We start from the raw sequence: 26342 nt of genomic DNA, 5'->3' as shown, positions 1-26342 counted from the left end.
CCATGACCGGCACCACCAGCCCGACCGTCCACAAGGAATTTGTCAGCAGCGAGTCACCAGGCGCTAAGCGCGCGGGTGCCGGCGGCTACCCGTGTCAGGGCATTTACTACACGCCGGCCGGTAAGAAGCCGCGCATCGCAATGATCGCTACGCATTACCAGATTGATTTCTCGGAGCATTACATCGCCGAGTTCATGGCTGCGCGAGGTATTGGATTCCTGGGTTGGAATACTCGCTACCGCGGTTACGAGGAGCTGTTCAATCTCGACCAGGCTTTGGTCGACATCGGTGTGGGTGTGCGCTGGCTCGAGGAGCACGCAGGTGTGGATCAGGTTATCCTGCTCGGCAATTCCGGAGGCGGCTCGCTGATGGCGGCCTACCAGGCGCAAGCGACCTCGCCGTGCATCCGTCCCGCCCGCGACATGGAACCCGCAGTCGGAATTAACGACCTCATCCCCGGAGCTGCCTACATCTCCCTCGCCGCGCACGGCGGTCGGCCCGACGTGCTGACCGCGTGGCTGGACGCAGCAGTCGTCGACGAAAACGACCCGACTCTGACCGACCCCGAACTTGATCTGTTCAACCCCGAGAACGGTCCGCCGTACTCCGCGGAATTCATCGAGCGGTACCGCGCTGCGCAGGTTGCCCGCAACCACCGGATCACCGCATGGGCGCAGGAAGAGCTGGCTCGGATTACCGCCGCGGGTTACAACGACCGGCACTTCGGAGTCCCGCGTACGTGGGCTGACCCCCGGATGGTGGACGCGACGCTCGAGCCCAGCAGTCGGCCGGCAGGCGAGTGCTACCGCGGCCCGACTTCGGTAGCCAACCGCGAGGACCGCGGCATCGGTGCCGGGAGCACGCTGCGGAATTGGCTACACATGTGGAGTCTCGAAGAATCGCAGTGCCGTGCGGAAATGCACATGGAGAAAATCACGGTGCCTTCGCTTGTCATCAACCCTGACGGGGACTCGGGTGTGTTCCCGAGCGACGCGGACGCGCTGTTCAATGCCCTCGCGAGCGAGGACAAGTCGCGCAAGGACCTGCCCGGTGATCACTATTTCCAGGAGCCCGGGGCCCGCGCCGCCGTTGCCGATGTGATGTGCGAGTGGATTGCGGACCGTTTCCCCAAGGCGCAGTGGTGAATACGAGCGTGGACATGGATGACCTGACGCGTGCCCGCCAGCAGCACTGGGTCAGTCAGGTCGCGCGGCATGCATTTGAGCGCGGTGAACAGACGGCCGTCGTCTTCGGCGACCGCCGGATTACCTGGGCAGATCTTCAGCAGCGAGTGGATTCCGTCTCCGCCGCCCTCGCCGAGCGCGGCGTGGCGCACGGGGACCGCGTTGCTTTGCTGATGGGCAACCAGGCCGAGTACATCGAGATCATGATCGCCGCCAACCGGATCGGCGCTATCGCCGTGCCGATCAACTTCCGGCTGAGCGTCGGCGAGGTGGCGTTCACGCTCGACAACAGCGGAGCCGTCGTTCTTTTCGTGGACGAGCAGGCAAGCGCCACCGGGATCGCTGCGGTCGCGCAGGCCGCGGGTCCGGTTCAGGTCTTCCAGGTCGGCAGCGAGGGCTCTGACGGCGCATCGGCCTACGACGTTCTCCTCGCACATTCCGGTTCGGGCGGACTGGTCGCGACGATCGACGAGTGCGAACCAGCGCTGCTCATGTACACGTCGGGAACCACCGGACGGCCCAAGGGCGCCGTGCTGACGCATCGCAACTTGGCGGCGCAGTCGGCCACGAACGTGATGGCGTTCCGGTTCGAGATGTACGACGAGGTAAGCCTGTGCGCCGCACCGCTGTTCCACATCGGGACTCTTGGCCTGGTGGCGCCGGCGATTCTGATGGGCGCCACCATGGTTGTCCTTCCGAGTGTCTCGTTCAACGCGGGGGCACTCCTCGACGTCGTCGAATGCGAGCAGGTCACTTCGACATTCCTCGTACCGACTCAGTGGCAGGCGGTCTGCGACGAGCAGGAGCGGTCGCCGCGCGATCTGTCTCGGCTTCGCGTCAGTTCCTGGGGCGCAGCGCCTGCCACCGATTCGCTGCTTCGCAAGATGAGCGAGGTGCTTCCCGGTGCGTCGAGCATTGCGCTGTTCGGGCAGACCGAGATGTCCCCGGTGACGTGTGTGCTCGAGGCCAAGGATTCTCGCCGTAAGTTGGGTTCCGTCGGACGCCCGGTACCCGGTGTCTGGGCACGCATAGTCGACGAAAACATGGTGGATGTGCAACCCGGTGAGGTCGGCGAGATCGTCTACCGTGGGCCGGGACTGATGACCGAGTACTGGAACAACCCGGAGGCAACGGCGCAGGCCTTCGCCGGAGGCTGGTTTCACTCCGGTGACCTGGTACGCAAGGACGCCGAGGGCTTCATCTACGTCGTAGATCGTGCGAAGGACATGATCATCTCCGGCGGCGAGAACATATATTGCGCCGAGGTAGAGAATGCGCTGGCCGGTCACCCGGGCATCGCCGAGGTTGCAGTGATCGGCCAGGTTCACGAAACATGGGGCGAGACCCCGGTCGCGGTGGTCGCACTGAAACCGGGTGCGGCGGAGTTGACCATCGAGTCGCTGCGCGCCTGGGCAGGGGAGAGGTTGGCGCGCTACAAGCTTCCGACCAGCCTCGTGCTGGTCGATATGCTGCCGCGAAACGCGTCCGGCAAGGTCACCAAGAATGTTCTGCGCGCTCCTGCCGTTACGCTACCTGCGTGACCGCAAAGGAAGATACAACTGCGAACCGACCGCAGTACCCGATCGAGTCTGTCGACAACGCCCTGCGAATCCTGCTGCTGCTGGGCGAGCGTCGCAGTATCCGGCTGACCGAGGTGAGCGAGTACCTTTCGGTTGCCTCGTCGACCGCGCACCGACTGCTGGCGATGCTTCAGTACCGCGGATTCGTCCGTCAGGTCGAGGGTTCACGGGCTTACGAACCGGGCCCCGCCCTGACGACGATCGCGTTCGCGGTCCTGCGCCAAACAGACGTCAGGGCCCGTGTACATCCAGTGCTCGAACGGCTTTCGGCCAGCCTGGGTGAGACGGTCCATCTGGCCCGCCTCGACGGGAACACGGTGACCTTTGTGGACTCGGTCGAGAGTGCGCGAGCGGTGCGCGTGGGGTCCCGCATGGGGATGACCATGCCGGCGCACTGCACATCGTCCGGCAAAGCGCTGCTCGCTACGCTCGATGACCGTGCGGTGCGCGAGCTGTACCCCGATGAGAAGCTGAAGGGCCTTACGTCACACTCGATTACCAAGCGGTCGGCGCTTCTGCGCCAACTCGCGGAGGTCCGCCGGGTCGGGTTTGCCACTAGCAACGAAGAGTCCGAGGATGAAGTTACGTCGGTGTCGGTCTCGCTCGGCGAGTACGGCGGGGCGCGCTACACGTTGAACGTGTCCACGCCCAAGAGCCGGATGTCCGACGTGACCCGTGAAGAGATCGCCGCCGCCCTGGCCCAAGCAGTAGACGAGGTTGCAGCGTTCTTCCTGTGATCACTGCACGGAGCGAATCTTCCTGCGCAGCAAGGTAGACCAAGGAGTGCAGCCCCGCCGATCCAATCGATCGGCGGGGCTATTTCTTGTGATCATGACCAACCCGGCCCTGCCACTTTGCTTTTCGGCAAAGGTGACAGGGCCGCGAAAGGTTACGGCCTAGTCCGAGATCCAGACCTTGTCGAAGAGCGTCAATCCATCCATGCCCGACTTTGCGTCGTGGACGTTAGGTGCCCAGGTAATGAAGTTTGCGCCCGAACCCAAAGGCAGGATCGGCACATCCTCGTTGAGGATCGTCTGCATCTTCTCGAATCCAGCCCGGCGCTCGTCTTCTGTGCCGGCAGTTTGAATCTGAAAGATGACTTCGTCCATAGTGGGATTGCTGTAGCCACTGACGTTTTGACTGGATCCAGTCGTGAGCAGGCCTTGAAGGCGCAGGAGCGGGGCGGAGTCGGGCACCGCTGTGCCGGCGACGCTCACGTCGAAGTCATGGGTGACATAAAAAACTTTGGCGATGTCGTTCTTTGTTGCATTGGGCTGGATTTCGACTTCGAAGCCGACATTGTGGAGCAGCGACTGCATCGCCAACGCCAGGTCGGTCGATGCTGGATCTGACAGCGCGGCGAACGTCAGTTTTCCATCGTATCCGTCTGCTTTTGCCTCATCGACGAGCTTGCGAGCGGCCTCGATGTCCGGAGTAGGACCCGGGATCGACCCATGCATAGTGGACCACTCCTGGAACATCTCGAGTCCCGGCGAGTTCAGGCCCTTCCTGGACCGTTCATTGATCACGGTGGGGTCGATCGCTTTCGCAATTGCCTGTCGGACCCGGATATCGTGCGCCGCACGACCTTCCCTGATATTGAGAAGTCCGTTGTCGACCATGCTTACCGGCTCGTAGTAACCGGGGAAATCGGCCCGCATCGTGTCGATGGCCTCGCCTCCCCTCAGATACGCCATCTGCACCTCACCAGCCTTGAGCGCGTCGACCATCGGCTGCTCGCCTTGAAGGTCTACAAACTTGAGTTCGCCAATTCGCGGCTTCCCGCCCCAATAGTCTTCGCGTGGCGCAAGAACGAGTTCAAATCCGGGATTGACGGACTCAACAGTGAATGGACCAGCTCCGATCGGTTCGACAAATTTCCCGTCTCTGAACGAGTCGGAGTGGGTAATCATGCCGAAACCTGAGGTCAGGAGGGTCGGGAAGTCACTCCACGGATTCTTCAGGTTATACGTCACGGTACTGGGGTCGGGCGCCTCGACAGACCGCACGTTCGCCCGGAACTGATCGCTGTTCGTGGCATTGCCCTCGGTCATACGATTGGTGCTGGCAATAACGGCCGACGCGTCCAGAGTGTCGCCATTGCTGAACGTGACCCCGTCACGAAGTCTGACGGTCCAGGAGAGTCGATCGGGAGCCTCTGTGATCGACTCGGCTAGCTGAGGCACAATTTCTGCGGATTCTGGATCCCATCGCACCAGGACGTCGTAAATGGCAGCCATTTCCGTACCTCCGAGCCAGGCAGACGTCCTGCCCTTGATCGGGTCAAGGGTATTGGTCAGCGAATGCGATGCATAAGTCAAAGTCGCACTTTCCATAGCGCGTCCCTCATCCGACTGCTCGCCAATCACCCCAGCCCTCACGAGCTTTGGCGCGCCAGTGCCATCCGATGAGCCGGCGGAGGACGCGCATCCGGCGGCTAGGAGCCCGCAAGTCGAAATGAGGGCCAAGGCGGTAAGCGTCCGCCGATAAGTTATTCGCTTCATTGCCATCCTTCGGAGGGTGTGTCTACAGACCTGACTGCGCGTTCACGCTGAGGCTGGGAATTGGATGCCGTCGGCCCCGACGAACCCCAAGGGAGACTCACATCACGTCGAACTTAGCAGAAGTAAGTTCTTTCTGAGAGAAAAATGGGGAGCTGGAGGGGTCGCAGCGGTCTTTTTGTGATCTCGGTACCGAATGAATCTTCCTGCGCAGCAAGGCCGGACACGAAACAGCCCCGCCGAGGGGATTGGATCGGCGGGGCTGTTTCGTGTGATCACGTTCTTTTCAGGCAAAGACCTTGCGGAGTTGGCCTGCGTCCAAATACTCCTCGATACGGCGAACCTTTCCGCTGTCGACAAATACCCGGAAGATCGTGGGGACGTTGACGGTCTTGTCCCCGATAGTCGCCCGGATGACGTGCTGACGCAGGAAGCCGTCCTCGAGGACAGTGCAGCGCGGGTTGTCATAGTGGAACTCGTCGTAGCGGGTGGGAATGCCGGAGAGGATGCGCAGATTGTCCTCACGGGACTGCTCGGCGCTGTCCCAGTTGTGCCAGATTTTCACGTCCGTGTGATAGATCTTGTCGAGGACGGCGACATTGCCGAGAACCAGGGCTCCGAACATCTTGTCGGCGAGATCGAGCATCTCGCTCATTTGGCGGCGCCAACCGGGGTGCCGAGGCCGCCGTCGGCGGTCCGGGGCGCGTGCTTGACGTCGTCCTCGCGCAATTCGCGAGTCCAGGCCGCGAATTCGAGCAAGATCCCGTCCGGGTCGAAGAAATAGATCGACCGCACGAAGGTCGAGTCGCTCTCTCCGAAACTGATCCCACGCTCGGACATGTCGTGGTTGAGCATCGGTCCGGTCTGGACGCCCTTTGCTTCGAGCTTGGCCTTGTACTCGTCGAACTTGTCGAGCGGGATCTTGAACGAGACGTGATTCATCGAGCCGTGCGCCGACGCGATTTCCTTGCCGATGCCGGGAATGGCCGCGGGCGCCGCGATGCCGGGAGCGTGGGGGGCGGCATCGGCGAACCAGAAGAACGCGATGAACTGGCCGCCGCCCATGTCGAAGAAGAAGTGCTGGCCACCACCAGGCAGGGAGAGCGTCATGGACAGCTTCATGCCCAGGACGTTGGTGTAAAAGTCGACGGTGCGCTCCATGTCCTGGCACACCAGCGCCAAGTGACATACGCCGCCGAGTTCAAATTCTGTATTTGTCATTTCACACTCTCTTTGCTTTGTGACGCGCATCGCGCCGCTGCCTCGATTCGACAGTATTCCCAAGTGTTCGGTTCGTCAAGATCTATCGATCGCTAGATGACGAACAGATGGCCGATCGTGATCAATGGTTGCGTGATATTCCTTCGAAGGCCTTGTCGCGGTTCGCATCAGCTGAAGACGACGTCAAGCTGGCCACGGTCGAAGTACTCCTCGATGCGGTGGATCTGCCCGCCATCGACGTACACGCGTAGGACCGCGGGGACATTGACGGTCTTCTTGCCGACAGTCGCTTTGATGACGTGTTGGCGGAGAAATCCGTCTTCGACGGCGGTGTGGCGGACGTCCACATAGGCAAAAGCGTCGTAGCGGCCGGAGATTCCGGCGAGGGTTGCGAGGTTGTCGTCCCGGGATTGGTCGAGGTTGTCGAAGTTGTGCCAGACGGTCACGTCGTCGCGATAGAAGCCGGCCACCGCGTCGATGTCACCACCCTCGACGGCGTTGAAGAACCGGTCTGCGAACTCGAGGATGTCGCTCATTGCGGTGCTCCTGACTGGACGCCACGGAAGGCGTCGAACTTACGAACAGGGGAAGGGGGACTGTGACGTACATCGCTTATGCGTCCCAGGAGGACCGTATTACCAGCTGTTCGGTTCGTCAAGATCTACCGATCGCTAAATTTCGAACGTCAGCTGACGGATGCGTGCGACAGTGGTTCTATCTCCATGTCATGACAGATCGTCGTCCGCCATAACGGCCGTCCAACCAGGTGGTCGAGTGTCGGCGGGATAGCGTGGTACTCATGGTGCAGGCGGGACGAATCGTTGGAGACGGGCTCGGAGCCAGGATGCGCGCGGCGAGAATCGAGCGCAAGGTCGGGCTCCGTCAGCTAGCTCAACAAATAGGCATGAGTGCGTCCTCGCTGAGCGAGTTCGAGAACGGGAAGAGCCTGCCGGGTGCGGAGCGTCTGGAGGCACTCGCGAAGGCGCTCGGGGTAGAGCTTGATCTGCGTCCACCTGAGCCCACCGGACCGCGGTTCGAGGACTGGCGAGACTTTGAACGGTTGGACCTCACCCCGGTCTTTCGGGCGGCGCTGGATGTCTTTGTGGAAGTGGGCTACCACGCTGCGACAGTCAGGATGATTGCCGACCGGTGTGGCTTGTCGATGGCTGGCGTCTACTACCACGTGGAAAGCAAGGATGCTCTGCTCACCGAACTGCTGCAGAGCGCGATGGCAGAGCTCATAAGTCGATGCGTGGCTGCAGATGCCGAAGCAGAATCGCCTGATCAGCGTGTGGCCAATCTTGTCGAGTGCGTAATCCTGTTCCACACCCACCGACAGGCCTCGGCCGTGCTCGCGTCCACAGAACTCCGTTCGCTCGACGAGCCTGGCAGGTTGATGCATCTGCAGTTACGACGGCAAGTTCGGGAGATCGTCCAGTCGGCCGTGGAGGCGTGCCGTGATGCGGGGCGAGCCGGAACCGTCCCGGCGACGTCAACCGCCACAGCGATCGTCACGATGTGCGTTGCCGTTGCGGATTGGTACCAACCGGGGATCAGCCCGTCGCCGGTCGAAATCGCGAGGGAGTACGCCGATCTTGCACTGGCCATGGTTGATGCAAGATCTACCGGTGCTCGATGACGCATTCGCTCGCCACCTGACGAGATGGTTGAGAGTGTCGTAGCCGCTTCAGGTTTCGGGCTCATTCCTTGACTAACGCACTTGGGCTATGCAATTCTAGGTGCAGAGAGAGCTTCTGCATTGCAGAATAATGCAACTGATGGGCGTTAAGCCTCACCAAATATCAAGTCCAGGCGGCACGTTCAGGGCTCACGACAACCCGGGATGCGGTTCGCGCATGGAGTCAGCATCCGGACCCTCCTAGGTCGCCCGCACTAGCACTGGACCCGAGGAGTGAATAATGACCACAATTGTCAAGGGACACCCGTCGACGAATGACGACTCGTATCAGCTCAACACGACTACGCTGATCCGCCACTCGGCACGTAACTATCCTGAGCGGGAGATCGTCTACCGCACCGGCGACGGCGGATGGGATCGCTACACGTACGCCGACGCCTATGCGCGTATCAAGCGGATTGCGAACGCCCTGACCAATCTGGGTGTAGCACCCGGCGATGTGGTGGGGATCCTGGACTGGAACACCAAGCGGCACTTCGAGCTTTACTGGGCCATTCCTGGCACCGGAGCGGTGATGCTGCAGATGAACCTGCGCCTGGCTCCCGAAGATGTGGGTTACGTCGCGACGCACGGCGGCGCGTCCGTCGTCCTGGTTGACGAGAGTCTGCTGAGCGTCGCGGAGTCGGTGGCACCGTTCGCGCCGGAGATTACCTGGGTGGTGATGTCCGACAAGCCTCTCGCAGAGGTTGTCACCACGTTGACGAATGTGCGCCATTTCGAAGACCTGGTAGCGACTGCGTCGCCGGAGATCGACTGGCCGATGATCGACGAGAGCTCCGCCTACAGCGCCTGCTACACGACCGGGACCACCGGTCGGCCAAAGGGCGTCTACTACTCGCATCGAGCGATCTACCTACACACTCTGACGCAGGCCTCGTCCTACGGGATGAGCGCCGCTGACGCGGTCATGCTGATCACGCCGATGTTCCACAGCCAGTCCTGGGGTCTGCCGCAGTCCGCCGTCTACGTCGCAGCCAAAATTGTTCTCCCCGGACGCTATTCGGCAGGGGACACAGACATGCTGGCGGACGTGATGATCGCCGAAGGTGTGACCGTCGCGAACGGTGCGCCGGCGATCTTCCAGCCGATGCTCGACTACATCAAGACGCTTGATGTCAAACCGGACTTCAGCCGGACCCGTCTGCTGTCCGGCGCTACCGAGCCGGCGCTCACACTCATGCGCGGGTTCTACGACTTGACCGGTGCCGACTTTATTCATGCATACGGGGCTACCGAGACTGCCCCGATGGCTTTCGTGAACTACGGCCGTAAGGTCACCTTGCAGGGCAAGGTCACGGAAGACGAATGGTGGAACATCAAGCGCTATCAGGGTCTTCCCGCGGGGGGTGTCGATGTGCGAATCGTCGATCCCGAAGACAACGACTTGCCGCACGACGGCAACAGTCAGGGCGAGGTCCTGCTGCGGGGACCGTGGATCACCGCGCGATACCACAAGCTTGATGACGACGCCGACCGATTCCTGGACGGTTATTGGCGAAGCGGCGACATCGGGACTATCGATGAAAACGGCTACCTCAAGCTAGCGGACCGGCTCAAAGATGTCATCAAGAGTGGCGGCGAATGGATTTCGTCGATCGATATGGAAAACGCAATCATTGCCCACCCCCGGGTCGCCGAGGCCGCAGTGATCGGTGTCGAGCATCCGAAATGGCAGGAACGTCCAGTCGTCATCATGGTGACCACCGACGGTGAGGACGTCGCGCTGGGCGAGGTCCACGCGCTGCTCGAAGGCGCATTCGCCAAGTGGCAACTTCCCGACACGATCCTGTACGTCGACCAACTCCCACGGACCAGTGTCGGCAAGCTGGACAAGAAGGTTATGCGCGTTCAGCACGGTGACCTCTATCGGAGCGTCTAGACGCTGTTGAAACCCGGGCAGTGCGATTTTCGCACTGCCCGGGCTTTGTTGTATCTGTCTGTTACGCAATCTTTTTCGCTGTTCTGGAATGTCGGAGTCTATTCTTCACAGTAGAAATGCTTTCTGATAGCCTCGTCACACGAGTCGCCGGTAGTGCCTCACATCACCCATGAATCAAGGAGCGTCAGTTGACCAAGCGGATTGCCTACGTGGAGTTGAAGACCAGTCAGCAGTCGAGTCCGGTCCCCGAGCATCTGATCGCGCCCGGCTACGCCGTCGACTTGGTGCAGACGGAAATCCGGGTAACCCCCGTTGACGCAGCAGACCTACTGCTCTCCGATGTCGCCTACGGGGAGGCCGCGATGCGGGCCGCTCGCAACGGGTACGACGGCGTGCTGATCGGCGGCGTACCGGACTACGGTCTGGCTGCAGTACGCGCGACCACCGATATTCCGGTGGTCGGCAGCGGCGAGGCCAGTCTCCTGGTAGCAGCGGCGCTCGGCGAAAAGTTCAGCATCGTCACGATCTGGCCGGAAACGATGGACTTCGTTTACGATCGCCTCCTTCGTGATAATCCCATTGGGCGGCAGTGCATCTCGGTACGTTACGTCTCGACACACGCCGAGCAGAGCACTCTGGCCGAGGAAGACAACTTCCTCACCCAGATGAAGGCCGGGCGCGAGCACATGATCGAGCGCATCCTTGCCGAAATCGAGCTTGCGGTGAAGGACGGCGCCAAGTCGGTCATCCTGGGCTGCAACTGCATGAGCCCGGTCGCCGAAATCCTCGCTGCCCGCTCGAGTGTCGCCATCGTGGACCCGACCACGGCCGGCTACCGGCAACTCGAGACGATGATCGCGCTCGGCTTGCGCCCGGCACGGGACCCACGGGTGTCACTGTCGGAGCGAGCGGATCTCTTCGCCGAGATGGTGCAGGCTGCGGACCTCTCGCTCGGGGCAGAGCAGGAAGACTGCCCCGTGTGTGTCCTTCACGACGATGGCACCGCGTCGTGTGACCTGCCGGCAAACGTGCCCGCCGAAGTGTAGGGCGGAACCCGAATTCGACGCGGCTCTCCTCGCAGCGGACCCAGGCGAATTGCCCGCACCGACTTCCATCCCATACGAACTAGACAATCCCGACGACGCCAAAGACCTGCGGTCATATTCGACCGCAGGTCTTCCGTGGTTCGGGCACACATCGAGGTCCTGCACACCGAGTTCTACTGAGACCGCGGCTGTCGGGGGGCTATGACAAGATCGGTGACATGACTCAATTCAGGCGAGCGTGCATGGTACGGCGGGCGGTGGGCGCGGAGCACCAACCGTCGCCCCGATCCGTCCTCATCCGGGGGTAGCGGTCGGGGCGCACGAACGTGAAAGGCGCTGCCTTGTCCCGAACTGATTCACACGCACCGCTGTGGGTTCGCATCACTCGCCGTGAGTTGGGTGTCGAACCCGCCCACGATCACCGCGATGGAATCTGCGATCTGCCGCCTACCCCTTCATCCGATTGGTCGCCGCGGTCGCCGGGCACTTGCTATTGGACATTCGCATACACCGGAATCCGGATCTGCTCCTGTTCACTCTGCTACGACAGTGCCGGCCGCCGAAATGATCTCCAGCGGGAACGGCGCAACGCGGCATCTCGAATCTCGGCTGATCTGCGGCGTTGGCGGATCGGAGACGCCGCCGCATTCGACGACATCTCCACGCCTCGTCGCCGCCGCGATTGGTGGTGACGGTGCGACCGTCAGACCAGTGAAGCCTGGTTGTTGAGAACCAGACCAGCTCGGGGCCAGTCGAATCGGAGCAGTTTTCCGGTACTCGACGCGGTGACGAATGCCGTGCGCATGTCGTCACCGCCCCAGCAGATGTTGGTGATGCCCGGGTCGCCGTCGGTGTCGATGCTGAGGAACTCGATCAACTCGCCGTCCGGACTGATCACACAAATGCCGGGCGTAGCCAGCGATGCGACGCAAATGTTGCCGTTGGCTTCGACGCCCAGTGAGTCGAAGTAACGGAAGTCGGGTGATCCCCAGAGGAAGTTGCCCCCGCCAGAGCCGGCGAGCGTACGGCCACCGACGATCTCGCCGGGAGCGGTAACGTCCCACCACCAGACCCGCGCGGTGAACGTCTCACTGACGTAGAGGCGTGTGCCGTCGGGGGAGAGGCCGATTCCGTTGGGGCCATGCATTTCTGAAGCAACGAGGCGGATCGACGAACCGTCGCTCGTGCCGTAGAAGAGGCGGCCGTGATCGTTGCCTCGGTCGTTGCTCTTGCCGTGGTCCGTGAAGTAGAAGCCACCGTGCGCGTCGAAGACGATGTCGTTGGGACCACGGAGCGGGATGCCGTCGCACTCGGTGTACAGGGTCTCGATCTCGCCGGTTTCGAGATCGACAGCTTGAATGCTGCCGCCGGTGTAGTTCTCGGGGGTGCCGCCGGCGAAGACGTATCCGTACGCCTCTGTGGCGATCATCCCTCCGCAGTTGGCGATGTATGCGCGGCCGTCTGGGCCGATAGCGGTGCCGTTGGGGCCGCCGCCGACCTCCGCGACCACAGTGTTGGTGCCGTCCGGGGTTACTCGTGTGAGTGTTCCGCGGTGAATCTCGACGACTAGTGCGTCGCCGTTCGGCAGTGCAACCGGGCCCTCCGGAAATTTCAGTCCGGTGGTGACAACTGTGAAAGACATCGGGTGCTCCTCGGTTCGTGTATTGCGGGAGTTGTTGTACTGCTGGCGTGTTGGCGTCAGTTGGATGCGAACTGATCGCGCAGGACGTTCTTGCGGATCTTGCCGCTGACGGTTTGCGGCATTTCGTCGATGAAGATGACCTTGCGGGGCTGCTTGAATGCAGCGAGTTGCGAGCGGCAGCTGCTGACTACGTCGTCTTCGGTCAGCGTGGTGCCGGGCTTGCGGACAACGACGGCAGTGACAACTTCGCCCCACTTGTCGTCGGGAGTTCCGATGACCGCGGCCCCGAGCACATCGGGGTTGGTGTAGATCGCGTTCTCGACCTCGCTCGAGTACACGTTCTCACCGCCGGAGATGATCATGTCCTTGGCTCGATCGACGATGTAGAGGAACCCCTCGTCGTCCTGACGGGCGAGGTCGCCGGTGTGGAACCAGCCGCCCTCGAATGTCTGCGCGTTCGCCTCGGGATTACCGAAGTAGCCCCTGGTTACCTGGTCGCCCTTGACGACGATCTCACCGATCGTGCCTGTGGGGCAGTCGTTTCCGAGTGGATCGACGACACGGACATCGACGAGGGACATCGGCTTGCCGACGGCATCGAGCAGGTGCTCTTCCCCATGAGCTGCCCTGATGTGTGCAGCCTTGTCGAGCGTGAGCATATTGCCGCCGAGTTCTGTCATGCCCATGCCCGCGTAGACGACGGGCCCGAACCGGTCGATGGTCTGGCGCAACACATCTGCCGGGATCTTCGACGCCCCGTAACCCATCCACTCCAGGCTGCTCAGGTCGTAGTCGTTGATCTTCGGGTGTGTGAGCAGCATTTGCATCATGGTCGGAGCGAATCCGCCACTGGTGACGCGGTTGTCCTGCACCAACTGCATCCATCGCTCCGGGTCCCAGCCCGACATCATCACCACCGAGCCGCCACGGAACTGGTGCAGCGGGGTCAGGTAGCCCGCGATGTGGCACAGGGGCATGGCGTTGAGGAAGCAGGTTTCGGGCTTCGGGTCGTATTCGATCGCCGACTGGATCAACGCGGTGTTGAGGTTGCGATGGCTCAGCCGGGCCCCCTTGGGCTTACCCGTTGTTCCACTTGTGTACAGGATCCACGCATCGTCGTCTTCGCTGATCTGCAATTGCGGGGCAATGGTCGACGCGGACCGGAGGACGTTCTCGTAGGCCGTGAAGCCTGTGGCGGGGGCGCCGATCACGATAATGTGCTCGACGCTCGTGAGCTCGGATCGATAGTCGGCAATTACCTCGAGATACTTCGACTCCACCATCAGCACACGGGCCCCGGAGTCGTTGAGGATCCAGACCCACTCTTTTGGGTGCAGGCGGTAGTTGAGCAGAGTCAGGACCATGCCTGCAGTCGGGACGCCGTAGTAGGCCTCGATGTACTCGAGATTGTTTTCGGACAGCAGCGCAACTCGATCGCCAGGGGCTGCGAGGCCGCTCAAACCGTTCGCCAGGCGCAGGGCGCGCTGGTGGAGCTCGCCATAGGTCCGGCTATCGGATCCGTCATCCATCGCGAGTGCAGTCTTGTGGGGAAAGCGAGCGGCGTTCCGCCGTAGAAGATCGCTGTACAGCATGTGGGGCTCCAGTCGAAACGAGGCCAAGCGGCCAGGAATTGCACACAATCTAACTCAAGAGTGCCACAGATCACAAGTATGTGCACCATGCGGTCGAATCAAGCTGTCCGATAGTCGACAAGTTGAGCGAGGGGCGACTTGAGCGATGATTCCCGAGGTCCGACACTTGAAAAGACATAGCCGCGCAAGTGCATTGCCGCGACTGTCAGCCACGACGGATTGCTTGTGGATGACGTTCCGGTCAGGTCCCGATCCGTTACCTCGCGGTCGTGGACACTTGTTTGTATACAATAATCGGGGTCGGTGCAGATTTTTGCCGAGCAGTGTTCAGACGAAAGGGATTTGCCGTGGAGATCGTGGAGGTGAGCCCGCGCGACGGGCTGCAGAACGAGGCCGTGCACGTTTCGACTGCGGACAAGATTGCGCTGATCGAGCGCGCCATCGCTTCCGGTCTGCGGCGCATCGAGGCCACCAGCTTTGTGCATCCGGCTGCTATACCGCAGATGGCCGACGCGGAGGCTGTCATGGCAGGAGTGCCGCGTCGTGCCGATGTCTCGTACAGCGGCCTTGTACTCAATCGCCGTGGCTTTGATCGTGCCGTGGCTGCGGGCGTGAACGAGGTGAACTGCGTCGTGGTGGCGTCGGAGACTTTCAGTGAGCGCAATCAACGAATGTCGGTCGCGGACTCGGTGCATATTGTGCGCGATCTTGTCGACGATGCCCGCATCGCCGGTGTTGGGGTATCGGTCACCATCGCAACCGCATTCGGTTGTCCGTTCGAGGGTGAAGTTTCCGAATCTGCAGTTCTTGCCCTGGTCGAGCAGATGGCTGACTTGGGAGTGGACGAGATCGCGTTGGCCGACACGATCGGGGTGGGTGTACCCGCCCAAGTCGCCCGACTGTTTGCAGAGACCGCGGCGATCGCGCGCGGAATTCGGTTGCGCGCCCATTTTCACAACACTCGCAACACCGGATATGCCAACGCTGTCGCAGCTATCGACTCGGGGGTGACGGTGCTGGATTCCTCGATCGGCGGGATTGGCGGATGCCCCTTCGCGCCGGACGCCACCGGCAACATTGCGACCGAGGATCTGGTTTATCTCCTCGATCGCAGTGGTATTGCCACGGGCGCTCTGCTGCCCGAGTTGATCGAGGCGTCAGACTGGCTCGGCGGGGTACTCGGCGCTCAGGTTCCCGGCCAGCTCGCCCGGGCCGGCGGTTTCCCAGGCTGAGACGCCGAACAGCTCGTCCACCTCGTCACTACTGGTTGCTGCGAGGTGGGCGAGAAGTACGTCGCGCCCCTGGAGGACGTGTTCGTGCATCAAGGCGGACGCCCGGGGGCCATCGCCGGCGACAATCGCGTCGCGTATGAGCTGATGGAACAAATGTGACCGCTCGGTCTGGGCGCGATCGTATTGGCGGAACGCCTGAAAAACCAACGGAACGTCAGTGGTTCGTTCAAGCAGGCGGCTTAGCCGCTCATGCTTTGCCGCGGCCATGATGGCCCGGTGGATTTGGCTGTTTGCCGTATCCACCGCCCGAACCCGTTCAACGGCGTCGACCGAAGTGAGTGTCAGTGCGAGTGCAAAATCCTCGATGCCCGCGTCGAGAATCTTCTGAGTGGCAGGGTCGATGCGCTCGGCCGCCAATTCAGCGGCGTATGCCTCGAGGCGGGCGCGAAGTCCGTACAAGTCAGACACATCTTCCATCGACAGGGTTCGCACGATGGCTCCCCGGTTTGGCTCGCTGAGCACAAGCCCTTCGGCTTCGAGTCTGCGAAGTGCCTCGCGGACAGGTGTGCGGGACAGCGAGAACTGCTCGGCGATCCGCTGTTCGATCAGGCGCTGGCCGGGCTTGTAGCGTCCTTCGACGATTGCCTGGCGGATTTGAGAGTAGGCGGCCTGACCCGGTGCCTGCGGTGTGGTTGCCACGGTGCCTCTTCGTTGTATGTGGGGTTGATGCACAGCAAAGCCTATCCCGTCGACAATACGATTTTTGTATGCAGGAATGGCGAGTTCCGGGCAGATTATCGATTGAATGTCGTAGATTGTGTACAATTTTGCCATGACTACAACTTCCGGGCCGCTCAGCGGCCTGCGCGTGCTCGAACTGGGAAACTTCATCGCCGGTCCCTTTGCCGGGCAACTCATGGGGGACTACGGGGCTGAGGTACTCAAGATCGAAGCGCCCGGGTCCGGCGACTCGATGCGGCGGTGGGGTGTCACGATGGAAGGCGAAAGCCTGTGGTGGCCTTCGATTGCGCGGAACAAGAAGTCGGTTGCAATCGACCTCCGTCAGCCCGACGGTCGCGAGTTGGTGCGCAAACTGGTCGCCGAGGCCGACATCGTCCTCGAGAACTTCAGGCCGGGCACGCTTGCGAAGTGGGGGATGGACTACCAGTCACTCGCGGAAATCAACTCACGCATCATCCTTGTTCACGTCTCGGGGTTCGGTCAGAACGGGCCACGCTCGACGGACGCCGGTTTCGGCAGCGTCGGTGAAGCGATGGGCGGAATCCGCCATACGACGGGCAATCCCGGACTACCCCCGACCCGTGTGGGCATTAGCCTCGGCGACTCGTTGGCGGCACTGTTCGCGGTGATCGGGACCCTTGCCGCAGTCCACGAGCGCTCGGTCAGTGGCCGAGGTCAGGAAGTGGACGTAGCGATCTACGAGGCAGTGGCTGCCCTGATGGAATCGACAATGGCTGACCATGAAATCGGTGGCATCACCCGTGGACGCACCGGATCGGTTCTGCCGCGCGTTGCACCGTCGAATGTGTATCCCACGTCGGACGGAGCCGAGGTGATCATCGCCGCCAATGCCGACACCGTTTTCCGCAGGCTTTGCACTGCAATGGACCGCGCCGAGTTGGCCGATGATCCGAAGTTCGCGGAACACGGGCCGCGAGGCGAGAACATGGCCGAGATCGACGAAATCATCGGTGCTTGGACATCGACGATGAGCGGCGATGTGTTGTTGAAGACCATGGAAGACAGCGGAGTTCCGGCCGGCCGGATCTACACGGCCCCGGACATGCTCTCCGATCCGCACTATGCCGCGCGAGAGATGGTAGTCCGCCTCGTCAACCAGTTCGGTGTTGCAGTTCCCGCCGCAGGCGTTGTACCCAAGTTTTCCCGGTCACAGACTGCAACTCCCGAGCCCGGGCCGGGTTTGGGCGAACATACCCGCGAAGTTCTCGCCGCACTGGCCGGTATCGATGACGGCGAATGGGCCGACTTGCAGTCGGCTGGTACCGCTGTTCAGGCGCGCAGCTGACATGAAGTTCTCGTCTATGTCGTAGACGTGTGGGTGGGCCTCGAGCGTAATCGCTCGAGGCCCACCCTGTATCAGTCCATCCGGCTAGGGCAGCGCTGCGAGCGCTTCCTGCAGGCCCGGGTAGGTGGGATCTTCGGCGAGAACTCTCTCGATGCTCTTGCGCGCGGCGGCTTTCCGATTCTGGGAGAGATCGACTTGCGCTCGTTCGAGCAGCGCACGGTGCCGTACTTCGGAAGCGCGGGAGCGCACCCGCAGTGCTTCCTTGAAGCTTTCGCGTGCGGCCTCGTTGTATCCGAGTTGTGCGAATGCTCGCCCGCGCAGCGCGAACAGCAGTGCGGTGGCGTCGTCTTCGTTGGTGACGCCGTTGGTCAGATCGACGACGTCCTGGTGCCGGTCGGCGGAACTGTAGAGGTCCGCCAACGAAAGTGCTGCGTGGGCTGTGGGGGTCGCGTATTCGACGGTCCAGATCGCAGCGGGGAGGTCGCCAGCACTTTGGTGCAGTTCGGCGGCGGCGAGGATAAGTACGTCGTCACTGATGCGCAGGGCAGCTGTGACGCCGTGGACGATCTGTACCGGCCACCTGCGTTCGGCGAGGTATCGCTGCGCGAACGGATCCGCGGACAGGTCGACATGTTGGGCGACGACCCACCCGAGTAGCGAACGCGCTCGTTGGGCGGCGGCAGGGTTGGTGTCGGCGAATTCGAAGTGCAGCAACCCTTCCAATGCTGCGGCGAGGATCCGTATGTTCGGGGCTACGTGCTTGTGGCGTTGGGCAACGCCGACGTAGTCGGCTGGTGTCCGAGAGTGCAGGATCTGGAACAGTTCGCGCTCCCAGGCCGGTGCATGCGGAGGCGGCATCGGTGGTAGGGGCGGTACGGGTGGGAGCTGGGGAACCGGAGCTGCCGCGACAGTAGGGGTTCGGCGGCGGGGTGCGGTCGACGTACTTGTCGATCGAGATCTGTTGCCGCCGACCGTCGATTGATGCGAGAGCCCAGTACCTGGCACCGACAGGGTGCGGCTGACGCGGCCGTTGGCGTGCTTGGTGATTCGGGCGCCCTTGACGCCTGCGGAGTAGCCGATGCCGCTGCGACTGACATTGACGCGGACACCGGGGACGATCTGGATGCTTTTGCGGAATCTGAAACCCATGATCGGCTCCTACAGTTCGTATCCGGCAGGGACCGGTGGGTTGGACCAGTCGATGGGCGGCGGGCCGTTGACTACCGGTGCGGCGGCGGGCTGCGAGGTTTGGGCGTCGATGTTGTCATCGACGGTGACACCGAAATCGCGAGCCAAACCGGCGAGCCCGTCGTGATAGCCCTGACCGACCGCACGGACCTTCCAGCGGTGGTCACGGCGATAGATTTCGACGGTGACAGCGGCGGTTTCGCTTCTCCAGTCGTCGATGGTGAACGCGGCCAGTGCGCTGCCGACTGCGTCGTAGACGGCGATGTCGGCCTGTCCGATGTCGGCGAGGGTTGCCGGCGCCGCCGCATCGAGACTGAGGACGATCGCGATGCGCTCGATCTCCGGATCGAGGCGGTGCAGGTCCACGGTGATGCAATCCTCGACGGAAGTTCCCCCACTTCGTTTGCCGACGTGGTGGGTGGAATCGTCTCGCGACTCGGCCTGGTTGTAGAACACGAAATCGAAGTCACCACGCACCTTCCCGTCGGAGGTGAGCAGGAGTGCTGACAAGTCGGCGTCGATCGTCGGGCTTTGGCGCCATGAGCAGTGCACAGTGATGTCGGCCTGATCGAGTGGCGCATTCTGTCCCTTGCTCAACTGCACGTGATGCGCTCCCTGGTCGTACCGGCTTCAGCTACATCAAATCAGGGGGACCGTCATGATTGCTAACGGGTCGCCGCACGACGACGAGGGTCTCCGGTCGTGATTTCACGACCGGAGACCCTCGTCCTCCGGCAATCTGAGCCCGAGTTTCGATCACACCTGCGGGTCGACGGTTCCCGTCGTCAATGACGGTGCACCTGCGAGCAGCGGGCCGAGATCAGTGATCGCTCCATCGCCGGCACGGAACTTGCGGTACTCGGCGTCATGATCGGCCGATTCCCAGGTTTCGATAAATCGCCACGTGGTGGGATTCTTGCTGTCGACGACTGTCTTCACGGAAATGCAACCGGGGAATGCTCGCGTTTCCTCGAGCACTCGCGTCATCACCGTACGTGCGGAGTCGAGGGAATCCGGCTTGAATGAAAGTTCCAGGATGGCAACAAGTTCCATGTTCAGTCCTTACCTAGTAGATGTCCTTGATGAAGACTAGCGGGTCATTCTCCGGCAAGGTCGGCAGAGAGGTCGGCGACTACGACGCCCTCGGGTATTCGGACTTCTTCGATGAGTTCGGGGCGGTCGTCGAATTCGAGTTTCAGAGCCCGGCAGATGGTGGCGTGCATGTCGTACATGCAGGTGATGTACGTCAGTTCCATGATTTGTTTGTCGGACAGGTGCGCCTTGAGGACGGCAAAGACCTCGTCGGGTACGCGGCCGCCGTCGTAGACGAGTCCGTCGGTGTAGGCGAGGACGGCGCGTTCGATGTCGGTGAACAGGTCGCTGATCTGCCAGTGGGGTAGGGCCGCGATTTTCTCTTCGGTCATGCCGAGTGAGCGCATCTGCTTGCAGTGCTGAGAGAAGACGAACTGGCTGCCCCGTGCGTATCCGGCGCGGGCCTGACCTAGTTCGCGCAGGAGCGGGTCGAGGTCTGCGTTGCGATACAGGGCAAATCCTCGTACCGCGTGGCGGAAGACGTCGGGGGATTGGGCGAAGACGGTCCACCAGTCGCCTGGGGTGGCGTGGATGGTGCCGTGATCGACCGCGGGGTCTTTGTCGGCGCCGAACAGGCGGTCGTAGAAGAAGAGGATCTTCTCGTCGGTGACCTCGGCGCGGGGGATTTCACGAAGGCGGGGCATGAGTGGATCCTTTCGGGATGATCAGGAAGCGCTGGGAACGTTGCGGTCTGCGGCAGTCTTCGGCGTGTGTGCGACGTCAGATTCGGTGAATTCCTTGGTCCAGCAAGCGAATTCGAGAAGTACACCATCGGGGTCCTGGAAATAGAATGACCGGACGAAGGTGCCTTCATGGATCTCTCGCGACGCACCCTCCGGGCTGTCGTCGTGGTTGAGCGTGATGCTCAGTGGCACGCCGTCGGCCTTGAGCCGCTTGCGGTACTCGTCGAACTTCTCCGGTGGGACGGCAAACGCGACGTGATTCATCGACCCGACAGCGCTGACGAGCTCGTCCCGGTCAGGCAGTCCGGCGGGGGCGGAGATTCCGGGAACTGCGTCGGGTGCATCCGCCAGCCAGAAGAACGCCAGCGTGTCGCCGTTTCCACAATCGAAGAAGAAATGCTGTCCGAGGTTGCCGGGAAGATCGAGCGTCTTGACCAGCGGCATACCCAGAGTTCCCGAGTAGAAGTCGACGGTGCGCTGCATGTCCGAGCACACAAGCGCGAGATGGTTGATTCCGCGGAATTCGAACTTCGGATTGGTGACGGTCATTGCGGGCCTTTCTGGGGTGAATCGGTGAGAGCGGGACCATAAAGTGACTTGACAGTCATGTCATGTTCTTGGATAGTTTGTCCATGAGTAAGTCATCTGTCAACACCTCACTCAGGGCGGGCGAGGTGGGGGACCGTACGGATTTCTCCGTCCCGGTTATGGCTTGTGTGTTGTAACTGCCTCGAGGAGAATCATTTTCGCATGAAAGACTTCGCAGATCGGTTCTTCGCCGCAGTCTCCGGTGGCGATGAAGCGACACTCACCGAACTGTATGCGCCGGACGCGCGCATCTGGCACAACGACGACGGACAGGAGCAGACCGTCGAGGAGAACCTCCGCACGTTGCGGTGGCTCTCCCGCACTCTCGCAGACTTTCGCTACGAGGACGTCCGACGCTACGTACTGCCAGACGGATTCGCGCAACAGCACGTCGTACGCGGCACCCTCCCCGGACACGGCCCCCTCGAGGTGCCGGCCAGTCTGTTCGTCCGCGTCGAGAATGGGCGGATCTCTCGGATCGACGAGTACGTCGACTCGGCCGCCACCCGGCCCCTGCAACTCGCTGCTGCCACAAGGAGGCACCCATGACTGTGAACCAACCCGAAGGCGATATCGCCGAACTGCGCACTCGGTTGCGCGCATTCATCGACGACGAGGTGATCCCCGCAGAACCCGTCCTCGCGAAAGAGGACGAGGTTGCACACAAAACACTCGGGCAACTGCGCTCGCGCGCAAAGGAACTGGACCTGTGGGCGCTCGGGCACCCGGCAGACGTCGGCGGTGGGGGAGTTCCTTTCCTCGACTTCGTGTTCCTCAACGAAGTCATCGGCAGATCCGAATTCGGCCAGCTGGCAGTCGGCTCGGTGTCGATGCAGGACACTCTGATGCTGCACAAGCATGGAACCGAAGAACAAAAGCAGCGATGGATCCCGCCGATCGTCGCGGGGGAGTTCCTGCCGTCGGTCGGTTTGACCGAACCGGACACGGCTGGCTCCGATCCCACGCTGATCGAGACTCGCGCGGAACTCGACGGCGACACGTGGGTCATCAACGGGCACAAGTGGTTCACCACCGGGGTGGCAGATGCGGGGTACTGCTCGGTATTCGCTCGAACCGAGCCGGATTCGACGCCGCGGCATTCCCGGATCAGCGCGATCATCGTGCCGACCGACACGCCAGGATTCGAGATCGTCCGCTCGATACCGACCATGGGGCACGATCCCAGCGACCACTACGAGGTTCGTCTCACCGATGTCCGCGTTCCGTCGGCCAACCTCCTCGGCGAACGGGGTAAGGGCTTTGTCGTCGCTCAGGACCGACTGGGCCCCGGCCGGATCTTCCACTGCATGCGCTGGCTCGGCCAGGCGCAGCGCGCATTCGAATTGATGTGTGAGCGCGCGAACACCCGCTACGTACACGGGTCATTGCTCGCCGAGAAGGGCGAAATTCACCGGTACATCGCGGAATCCGCAGCGCAGATACACGCAGCCCGCCTGATGACCCTCGACGCGGCCCGTGTGATGGATGCCGGCGAGGATGCTCGCATCCAGATCGGCTTGGTGAAGTTCTGGGGTGCTCGGATGCTGCACGACGTCGTCGATCGCGCGATCCAGGTGCATGGCGCACTCGGACTGACCTCCGACACACCGCTCGAACGGATGTACCGACAAGCACGTTACGCGCGCGTCTACGACGGTCCGGACGAGGTGCACCGCATGTCGACCGCACGTCGACTGCTGCGCGATCCAGGCGCAGCGCCATGGCTGTGACTCATGCCGCCAGCAGCCTTGGTGACGGAATCCGCGTCGCACTGAGCGACTCCTTCGGCGACGAGATCACTGTCGGGGAACCCCGACAGTTGACCGGCGGTGCGAGCCGTCAGATCTGGGCGGTCGACGTTCGGGGCGTAGATGGTCAATCGCAGGACGTAGTGCTGCGCCGGGACCCACCCGGGCACGGCGACGCAGACCGGATGCGGGCAGAGGTGGCATGCCTGCGGGCGGCCTCCGCCGTCGGGGTTCCGGTTCCCACCGTCCTCGCATCAGGGGACACGGCACCGGGCATCGATGCTCCGTATCTGGTGATGGACATGATCGTCGGTGAGTCGATCCCGCGGAAATTGCAGCGGGATTCCGAGTTCGACGAGGTGCGGTCTCATCTCGCTGAGGACATGGGTTACGTGCTCGGACAAATTCACCGTGCGGACACCGGCACTCTCGGGATGCTCGACGCCGGCGACCCGCTGGACGCGATCGAGGCCGTGTACCGGGATTTGGAACAACCTCGCCCAGCCGTTGAGGTCGGACTGCGCTGGCTTCGGGAGAATAGGCCTGCCAGGCGCCCGAATGCTCTGGTACACGGCGACTTTCGACTCGGGAACGTGCTTGTCGACGGCGGGGGAATCCGCGGCGTGCTGGACTGGGAACTCGCCCATCTGGGTGATCCGATCGAAGACCTCGGCTGGCTCTGCGTGCGTGCGTGGCGGTTCGGCGCGGAGCCGCCGGTTGCGGGCATCGGTACGCGCGAACAGTTGCTCGACGGTTATGAACGCGCCGCGGGAATCCGGCCGTCCGAAGCTGAACTGCACTGGTGGGAGGCGTACGGCACGCTGCGGTGGTTGGTGCTGAGTCAGTTTCAGTCGCAGAGGCATCTGAGCGGCGCCGAGAACTCGATCGAACTGGCCGCGATCGGGCGGCGAGTGTGTGAGTCGGAGTACGACCTGCTCCTGATTCTCGGTCTGCTCGACAACATCGAATCGCCTCCGGACGACACGGCGCCATCGGTGCACGACCGTCCGAGCTTGTCGGAAATTCTCGAACTCGTCACCGGCACTCTTCGCGATGATGTCGCCCCAGTGCTTGACGGGGCGCATGAACGGGAGCGGTACCTGCTCCGCATCTGCGTCAACCTGCTGGGGATAGCGGGACGGGAGCTCAGTGCCGGAGATCGCACAGGCGAGGTGACGGAATTGCTTGCAGCACTCGATTGCACATCGGAAGCAGATCTTGCCGATCGAATTCGTACCGGCGCCGTCTCGTACGCGGATACTGCCGTCCGCCAGTTGATCTCGACTGCCGTGCTCACTCGGCTGCGGGTGGCGAACCCCCGCCACGTGCTCCGTCCGTCGCAGACCTGATCCCGGACCAGGCTCACCCCCTCCAGTGCTACGTGGCTACGCTGGAGGGGTCGAGCGGGTGTGTCCACCGAGGGAACATGACTTGACAGTCATGTCAGTTTATTGGACACTCACGAGGGTGAGCAAGTCATCTGCCAGTACACCTTCCGTACCGCCACCCGCTGACACCCTGACCGCGCGGGGTCGAAAGACGCGCGACGGTTTGCTCGATGCAGCGCGCAAGGTCTTCGAGGAGGTCGGGTTTCTCGACACTCGAGTCGAGCAGATAGTCCAGGAAGCCTCCGTCTCCTACGGGACGTTCTACCGGTACTTCGAGTCGAAAGACGATGTGTTCCAGGAGCTGAGCATCCGGCTCTTCGAGGACGTACACCGCCGTGAACCTCTCGACTCCGACCTGTCGCCGACCGCCAGGCTCATCGCAACCAACCGGTTGTACTACCAGGCATATCGCAGAAACGCGAAGTTGATGGCCATCGTCGAGCAGGTCGCGACCTTCAATGCCGAATTTCGCGCACTTCGGCACGAGCATCGTCGACAACTGATCGAGCGAACATCCCGTGCAATCGCTCGGTGGCAGGACCAAGGCCACGTTCGTGAGTCACTCGATCCGGTGATGGCTGCCCGCGCCATGTCCGCGATGGTCGACCACACGCTGTATTTGTGGCTCGTTCAGGGCGACGAAGCAGATGAGGAGATCTTGCTCGATACCCTCGATCAGATGTGCATCGGGGCGCTCGGCCTCGACGTTGCCTCCACATAGCCCTCCACATAGCCCTCGCGCATCGATCCTCACGGTGTGGATTCACCGTGAGGATCGATCCGTGGTCACGTGAGCGTCGTGCGCATCAGTCGATCTCGTTGCGGGACAAGGTGTCACCGAAACTCTGCGGCGATGTCCCGGCCGATGATTTCCTTCATGATCTCGGTAGTGCCGCCGTAGATGGTCTGGATCCTGGAGTCGACGTAGGCGCGGCCGATCGGGTACTCCATCATGTACCCGTACCCACCATGCAACTGCACGCAGCGGTCGACAACACGCTTCTGAAGTTCGGTCGCCCACCACTTGCTCATCGACGCGTCCACTGCCGTGAGCTCACCGGCATTCAGTGCGAGAACGGCGCGGTCGATGTGCGATTCGGTGACCTCGATCTCCGTGCGCATCTCCGCAAGGGCAAACCGGGTGTTCTGCAGATCGCCGATCGGCTTTCCGAATGCCTTTCGCTCGAACACGTAGTTCTTGGTCCACTCGTAGGCAGCGCGGGCAGCCACGATTGCAGACACTGCAATGGAGATCCGCTCGAGCGGCAGGTTCTCCATCAGATGAAGGAATCCCTTTCCTTCGGTACCGAGCAGGTTGTCGGCGCGAACGCGCACGTTCTCGAAGACCAGTTCTGCAGTGTCCTGAGCAGCCAGTCCGACCTTGTGGAGCTTGCGCCCGCGGGTGAATCCGGGAGTGTCACGTTCAACGGCAATCAGAGAGAAGCCCCTCGACCCCGCCTCGGGGTCGGTCCGGCACACGACGATCACAAAATCGGAGTGGATCCCATTGGTAATGAACGTCTTCTGGCCGTTGATCACCCACTCGTCGCCGTCCCGTACCGCAGAAGTCCGAACTCCTTGCAGATCCGACCCAGCGCCGGGTTCGGTCATCGCGATTGCGCCGATCACCTCACCACTCGCCATCCGGGGCAGCCAGCGGGCCTTCTGCTCTTCCGTGCCCAGATGCAGGACGTACGGGATGACGATGTCGTCGTGCACGCTCAACCCGGAGCCGAACGATGTAGTGGCCGTGCGGGCGATCTCCTCGAAAACAACATTCCGGAACCGATAGTCGGTGACGCCCGCACCGCCGTACTCTTCGGGAACACTGAGGCCGAGGATGCCGGACGCGCCGGCGGCGAGCCACGCACTGCGGTCGATGAGCCGATCCTCTTCCCACCTCGCGTAGTGAGGTTCGATCTCACGGGCCAGGAATTCGCGGACGGTTGCGCGGTAGTCCTCATGATCGGCTTCGTAGTGCTTGCGTTGCATCGGGTATCTGCCTCAGTCTCGGTGTTGACACGTAGGGTGT

25 protein-coding genes are annotated in these 26342 nt (G+C 62.0%); 12 read left to right on the top strand and 13 right to left on the bottom strand.

Annotation, left to right across the window (positions count from 1 at the left end):
• The first annotated feature begins 2 nt into the window (after positions 1 to 2).
• From RG2_RS14400 to RG2_RS14390, 3 genes are read left to right on the top strand one after another with little or no spacing between them, the layout of a single operon-like run.
• Positions 3 to 1145, top strand: a complete 1143-nt coding sequence (locus RG2_RS14400; RefSeq protein WP_033231999.1) for an alpha/beta hydrolase — start codon at positions 3 to 5, stop codon at positions 1143 to 1145.
• 14 nt (positions 1146 to 1159) lie between these two features.
• Positions 1160 to 2725, top strand: coding sequence for a long-chain-fatty-acid--CoA ligase (locus tag RG2_RS14395; RefSeq protein WP_033232000.1), 1566 nt, complete (start codon positions 1160 to 1162; stop codon positions 2723 to 2725).
• Complete coding sequence (locus tag RG2_RS14390; RefSeq protein ID WP_033232001.1) at positions 2722 to 3501, top strand: IclR family transcriptional regulator; 780 nt, start codon at positions 2722 to 2724, stop codon at positions 3499 to 3501. The genes RG2_RS14395 and RG2_RS14390 overlap by 4 nt, the downstream gene beginning before the upstream one ends.
• Positions 3502 to 3660: 159 nt before the next feature.
• Here the strand turns inward: RG2_RS14390 and RG2_RS14385 are convergent, their stop codons facing one another.
• From RG2_RS14385 to RG2_RS14370, 4 genes are all read right to left on the bottom strand, one after another.
• Positions 3661 to 5274, bottom strand: coding sequence for an ABC transporter substrate-binding protein (locus tag RG2_RS14385; RefSeq protein WP_080711632.1), 1614 nt, complete (start codon positions 5272 to 5274; stop codon positions 3661 to 3663).
• A 277-nt stretch (positions 5275 to 5551) separates the two neighbouring features.
• On the bottom strand, positions 5552 to 5920 hold the full coding sequence (locus RG2_RS14380; RefSeq protein ID WP_051730320.1) for a nuclear transport factor 2-like protein: 369 nt from the start codon (positions 5918 to 5920) through the stop codon (positions 5552 to 5554).
• Complete coding sequence (locus tag RG2_RS14375) at positions 5917 to 6486, bottom strand: VOC family protein (RefSeq protein ID WP_051730321.1); 570 nt, start codon at positions 6484 to 6486, stop codon at positions 5917 to 5919. Before RG2_RS14375 ends, RG2_RS14380 begins: the two co-directional genes overlap by 4 nt.
• A 167-nt stretch (positions 6487 to 6653) precedes the next feature.
• A complete protein-coding gene (locus RG2_RS14370; protein ID WP_033232003.1) occupies positions 6654 to 7022 on the bottom strand; it encodes a nuclear transport factor 2 family protein in 369 nt (122 codons plus the stop codon).
• Positions 7023 to 7285: 263 nt separating this feature from the next.
• Between RG2_RS14370 and RG2_RS14365 the strand changes: the two genes are divergently transcribed.
• From RG2_RS14365 to RG2_RS14355, 3 genes are all read left to right on the top strand, one after another.
• On the top strand, positions 7286 to 8125 hold the full coding sequence (locus RG2_RS14365; RefSeq protein ID WP_051730322.1) for a TetR-type transcription factor C-terminal domain-containing protein: 840 nt from the start codon (positions 7286 to 7288) through the stop codon (positions 8123 to 8125).
• Positions 8126 to 8405: 280 nt separating this feature from the next.
• Positions 8406 to 10064 (top strand): long-chain-fatty-acid--CoA ligase, encoded by a 1659-nt coding sequence (locus RG2_RS14360; protein ID WP_033232004.1) that lies wholly within the window; start codon positions 8406 to 8408, stop codon positions 10062 to 10064.
• A gap of 188 nt (positions 10065 to 10252) precedes the next feature.
• Positions 10253 to 11110, top strand: coding sequence for an aspartate/glutamate racemase family protein (locus tag RG2_RS14355; RefSeq protein WP_033232005.1), 858 nt, complete (start codon positions 10253 to 10255; stop codon positions 11108 to 11110).
• Positions 11111 to 11813: 703 nt separating this feature from the next.
• Here the strand turns inward: RG2_RS14355 and RG2_RS14345 are convergent.
• The gene (locus RG2_RS14345; RefSeq protein WP_033232007.1) at positions 11814 to 12752 is read right to left on the bottom strand and encodes an SMP-30/gluconolactonase/LRE family protein; all 939 of its coding nucleotides are present in this window, start codon (positions 12750 to 12752) and stop codon (positions 11814 to 11816) included.
• 56 nt (positions 12753 to 12808) lie between these two features.
• Positions 12809 to 14344, bottom strand: a complete 1536-nt coding sequence (locus tag RG2_RS14340) for a class I adenylate-forming enzyme family protein (protein WP_033232008.1) — start codon at positions 14342 to 14344, stop codon at positions 12809 to 12811.
• A 347-nt stretch (positions 14345 to 14691) separates the two neighbouring features.
• On the opposite strand from RG2_RS14340, the gene RG2_RS14335 reads away from it, so the two are divergent.
• Positions 14692 to 15576 (top strand): hydroxymethylglutaryl-CoA lyase, encoded by an 885-nt coding sequence (locus tag RG2_RS14335; protein ID WP_033232009.1) that lies wholly within the window; start codon positions 14692 to 14694, stop codon positions 15574 to 15576.
• Here RG2_RS14335 and RG2_RS31505 read toward each other — a convergent pair.
• Complete coding sequence (locus RG2_RS31505) at positions 15502 to 16275, bottom strand: GntR family transcriptional regulator (RefSeq protein WP_052683547.1); 774 nt, start codon at positions 16273 to 16275, stop codon at positions 15502 to 15504. The genes RG2_RS14335 and RG2_RS31505 overlap by 75 nt on opposite strands.
• 133 nt (positions 16276 to 16408) lie before the next feature.
• Here RG2_RS31505 and RG2_RS14325 point away from each other — a divergent pair, with 133 nt between their 5' ends.
• Complete coding sequence (locus RG2_RS14325; RefSeq protein ID WP_033232010.1) at positions 16409 to 17623, top strand: CaiB/BaiF CoA transferase family protein; 1215 nt, start codon at positions 16409 to 16411, stop codon at positions 17621 to 17623.
• An 84-nt stretch (positions 17624 to 17707) separates the two neighbouring features.
• On the opposite strand, the gene RG2_RS14320 is transcribed toward RG2_RS14325, so the two are convergent.
• The 5 genes from RG2_RS14320 to RG2_RS14300 all read right to left on the bottom strand — a co-directional run bounded on the left by RG2_RS14320 (position 17708) and on the right by RG2_RS14300 (position 21135).
• Positions 17708 to 18772 carry a DUF4236 domain-containing protein gene (locus tag RG2_RS14320; RefSeq protein WP_051730324.1) on the bottom strand — a complete coding sequence of 355 codons (1065 nt, stop codon included), beginning with the start codon at positions 18770 to 18772 and terminating at the stop codon, positions 17708 to 17710.
• Between the two features lie 9 nt (positions 18773 to 18781).
• A complete protein-coding gene (locus RG2_RS14315) occupies positions 18782 to 19414 on the bottom strand; it encodes a TerD family protein (protein ID WP_051730325.1) in 633 nt (210 codons plus the stop codon).
• 153 nt (positions 19415 to 19567) lie between these two features.
• Positions 19568 to 19864 carry a putative quinol monooxygenase gene (locus RG2_RS14310; RefSeq protein WP_033232011.1) on the bottom strand — a complete coding sequence of 99 codons (297 nt, stop codon included), beginning with the start codon at positions 19862 to 19864 and terminating at the stop codon, positions 19568 to 19570.
• Positions 19865 to 19908: 44 nt separating this feature from the next.
• On the bottom strand, positions 19909 to 20547 hold the full coding sequence (locus tag RG2_RS14305) for a carboxymuconolactone decarboxylase family protein (protein WP_033232012.1): 639 nt from the start codon (positions 20545 to 20547) through the stop codon (positions 19909 to 19911).
• A gap of 21 nt (positions 20548 to 20568) precedes the next feature.
• Positions 20569 to 21135, bottom strand: coding sequence for a VOC family protein (locus RG2_RS14300; RefSeq protein ID WP_033232013.1), 567 nt, complete (start codon positions 21133 to 21135; stop codon positions 20569 to 20571).
• Positions 21136 to 21336: 201 nt separating this feature from the next.
• On the opposite strand from RG2_RS14300, the gene RG2_RS14295 reads away from it, so the two are divergent.
• The 4 genes from RG2_RS14295 to RG2_RS14280 all read left to right on the top strand — a co-directional run bounded on the left by RG2_RS14295 (position 21337) and on the right by RG2_RS14280 (position 25031).
• Positions 21337 to 21723, top strand: a complete 387-nt coding sequence (locus RG2_RS14295) for a nuclear transport factor 2 family protein (RefSeq protein WP_033232014.1) — start codon at positions 21337 to 21339, stop codon at positions 21721 to 21723.
• A complete protein-coding gene (locus tag RG2_RS14290; protein WP_172935534.1) occupies positions 21720 to 22904 on the top strand; it encodes an acyl-CoA dehydrogenase family protein in 1185 nt (394 codons plus the stop codon). Before RG2_RS14295 ends, RG2_RS14290 begins: the two co-directional genes overlap by 4 nt.
• Positions 22895 to 24271 (top strand): phosphotransferase family protein, encoded by a 1377-nt coding sequence (locus RG2_RS14285; protein ID WP_033232015.1) that lies wholly within the window; start codon positions 22895 to 22897, stop codon positions 24269 to 24271. The genes RG2_RS14290 and RG2_RS14285 overlap by 10 nt, the downstream gene beginning before the upstream one ends.
• Positions 24272 to 24389: 118 nt before the next feature.
• Complete coding sequence (locus RG2_RS14280; protein ID WP_033232016.1) at positions 24390 to 25031, top strand: TetR/AcrR family transcriptional regulator; 642 nt, start codon at positions 24390 to 24392, stop codon at positions 25029 to 25031.
• 113 nt (positions 25032 to 25144) lie between these two features.
• Here the strand turns inward: RG2_RS14280 and RG2_RS14275 are convergent, their stop codons facing one another.
• Entirely contained in the window at positions 25145 to 26302 is a 1158-nt protein-coding gene (locus RG2_RS14275) for an acyl-CoA dehydrogenase family protein (protein WP_033232017.1), read from the bottom strand.
• Between the last annotated feature and the right edge of the window lie 40 nt (positions 26303 to 26342).

The organism is Rhodococcus globerulus NBRC 14531 (genome assembly GCF_001894805.1).
Taxonomy (GTDB): domain Bacteria; phylum Actinomycetota; class Actinomycetes; order Mycobacteriales; family Mycobacteriaceae; genus Rhodococcus_F; species Rhodococcus_F globerula.
Note: the sequence above shows the minus strand (reverse complement) of the source record. Positions and strands in the feature narration are given on the sequence as shown.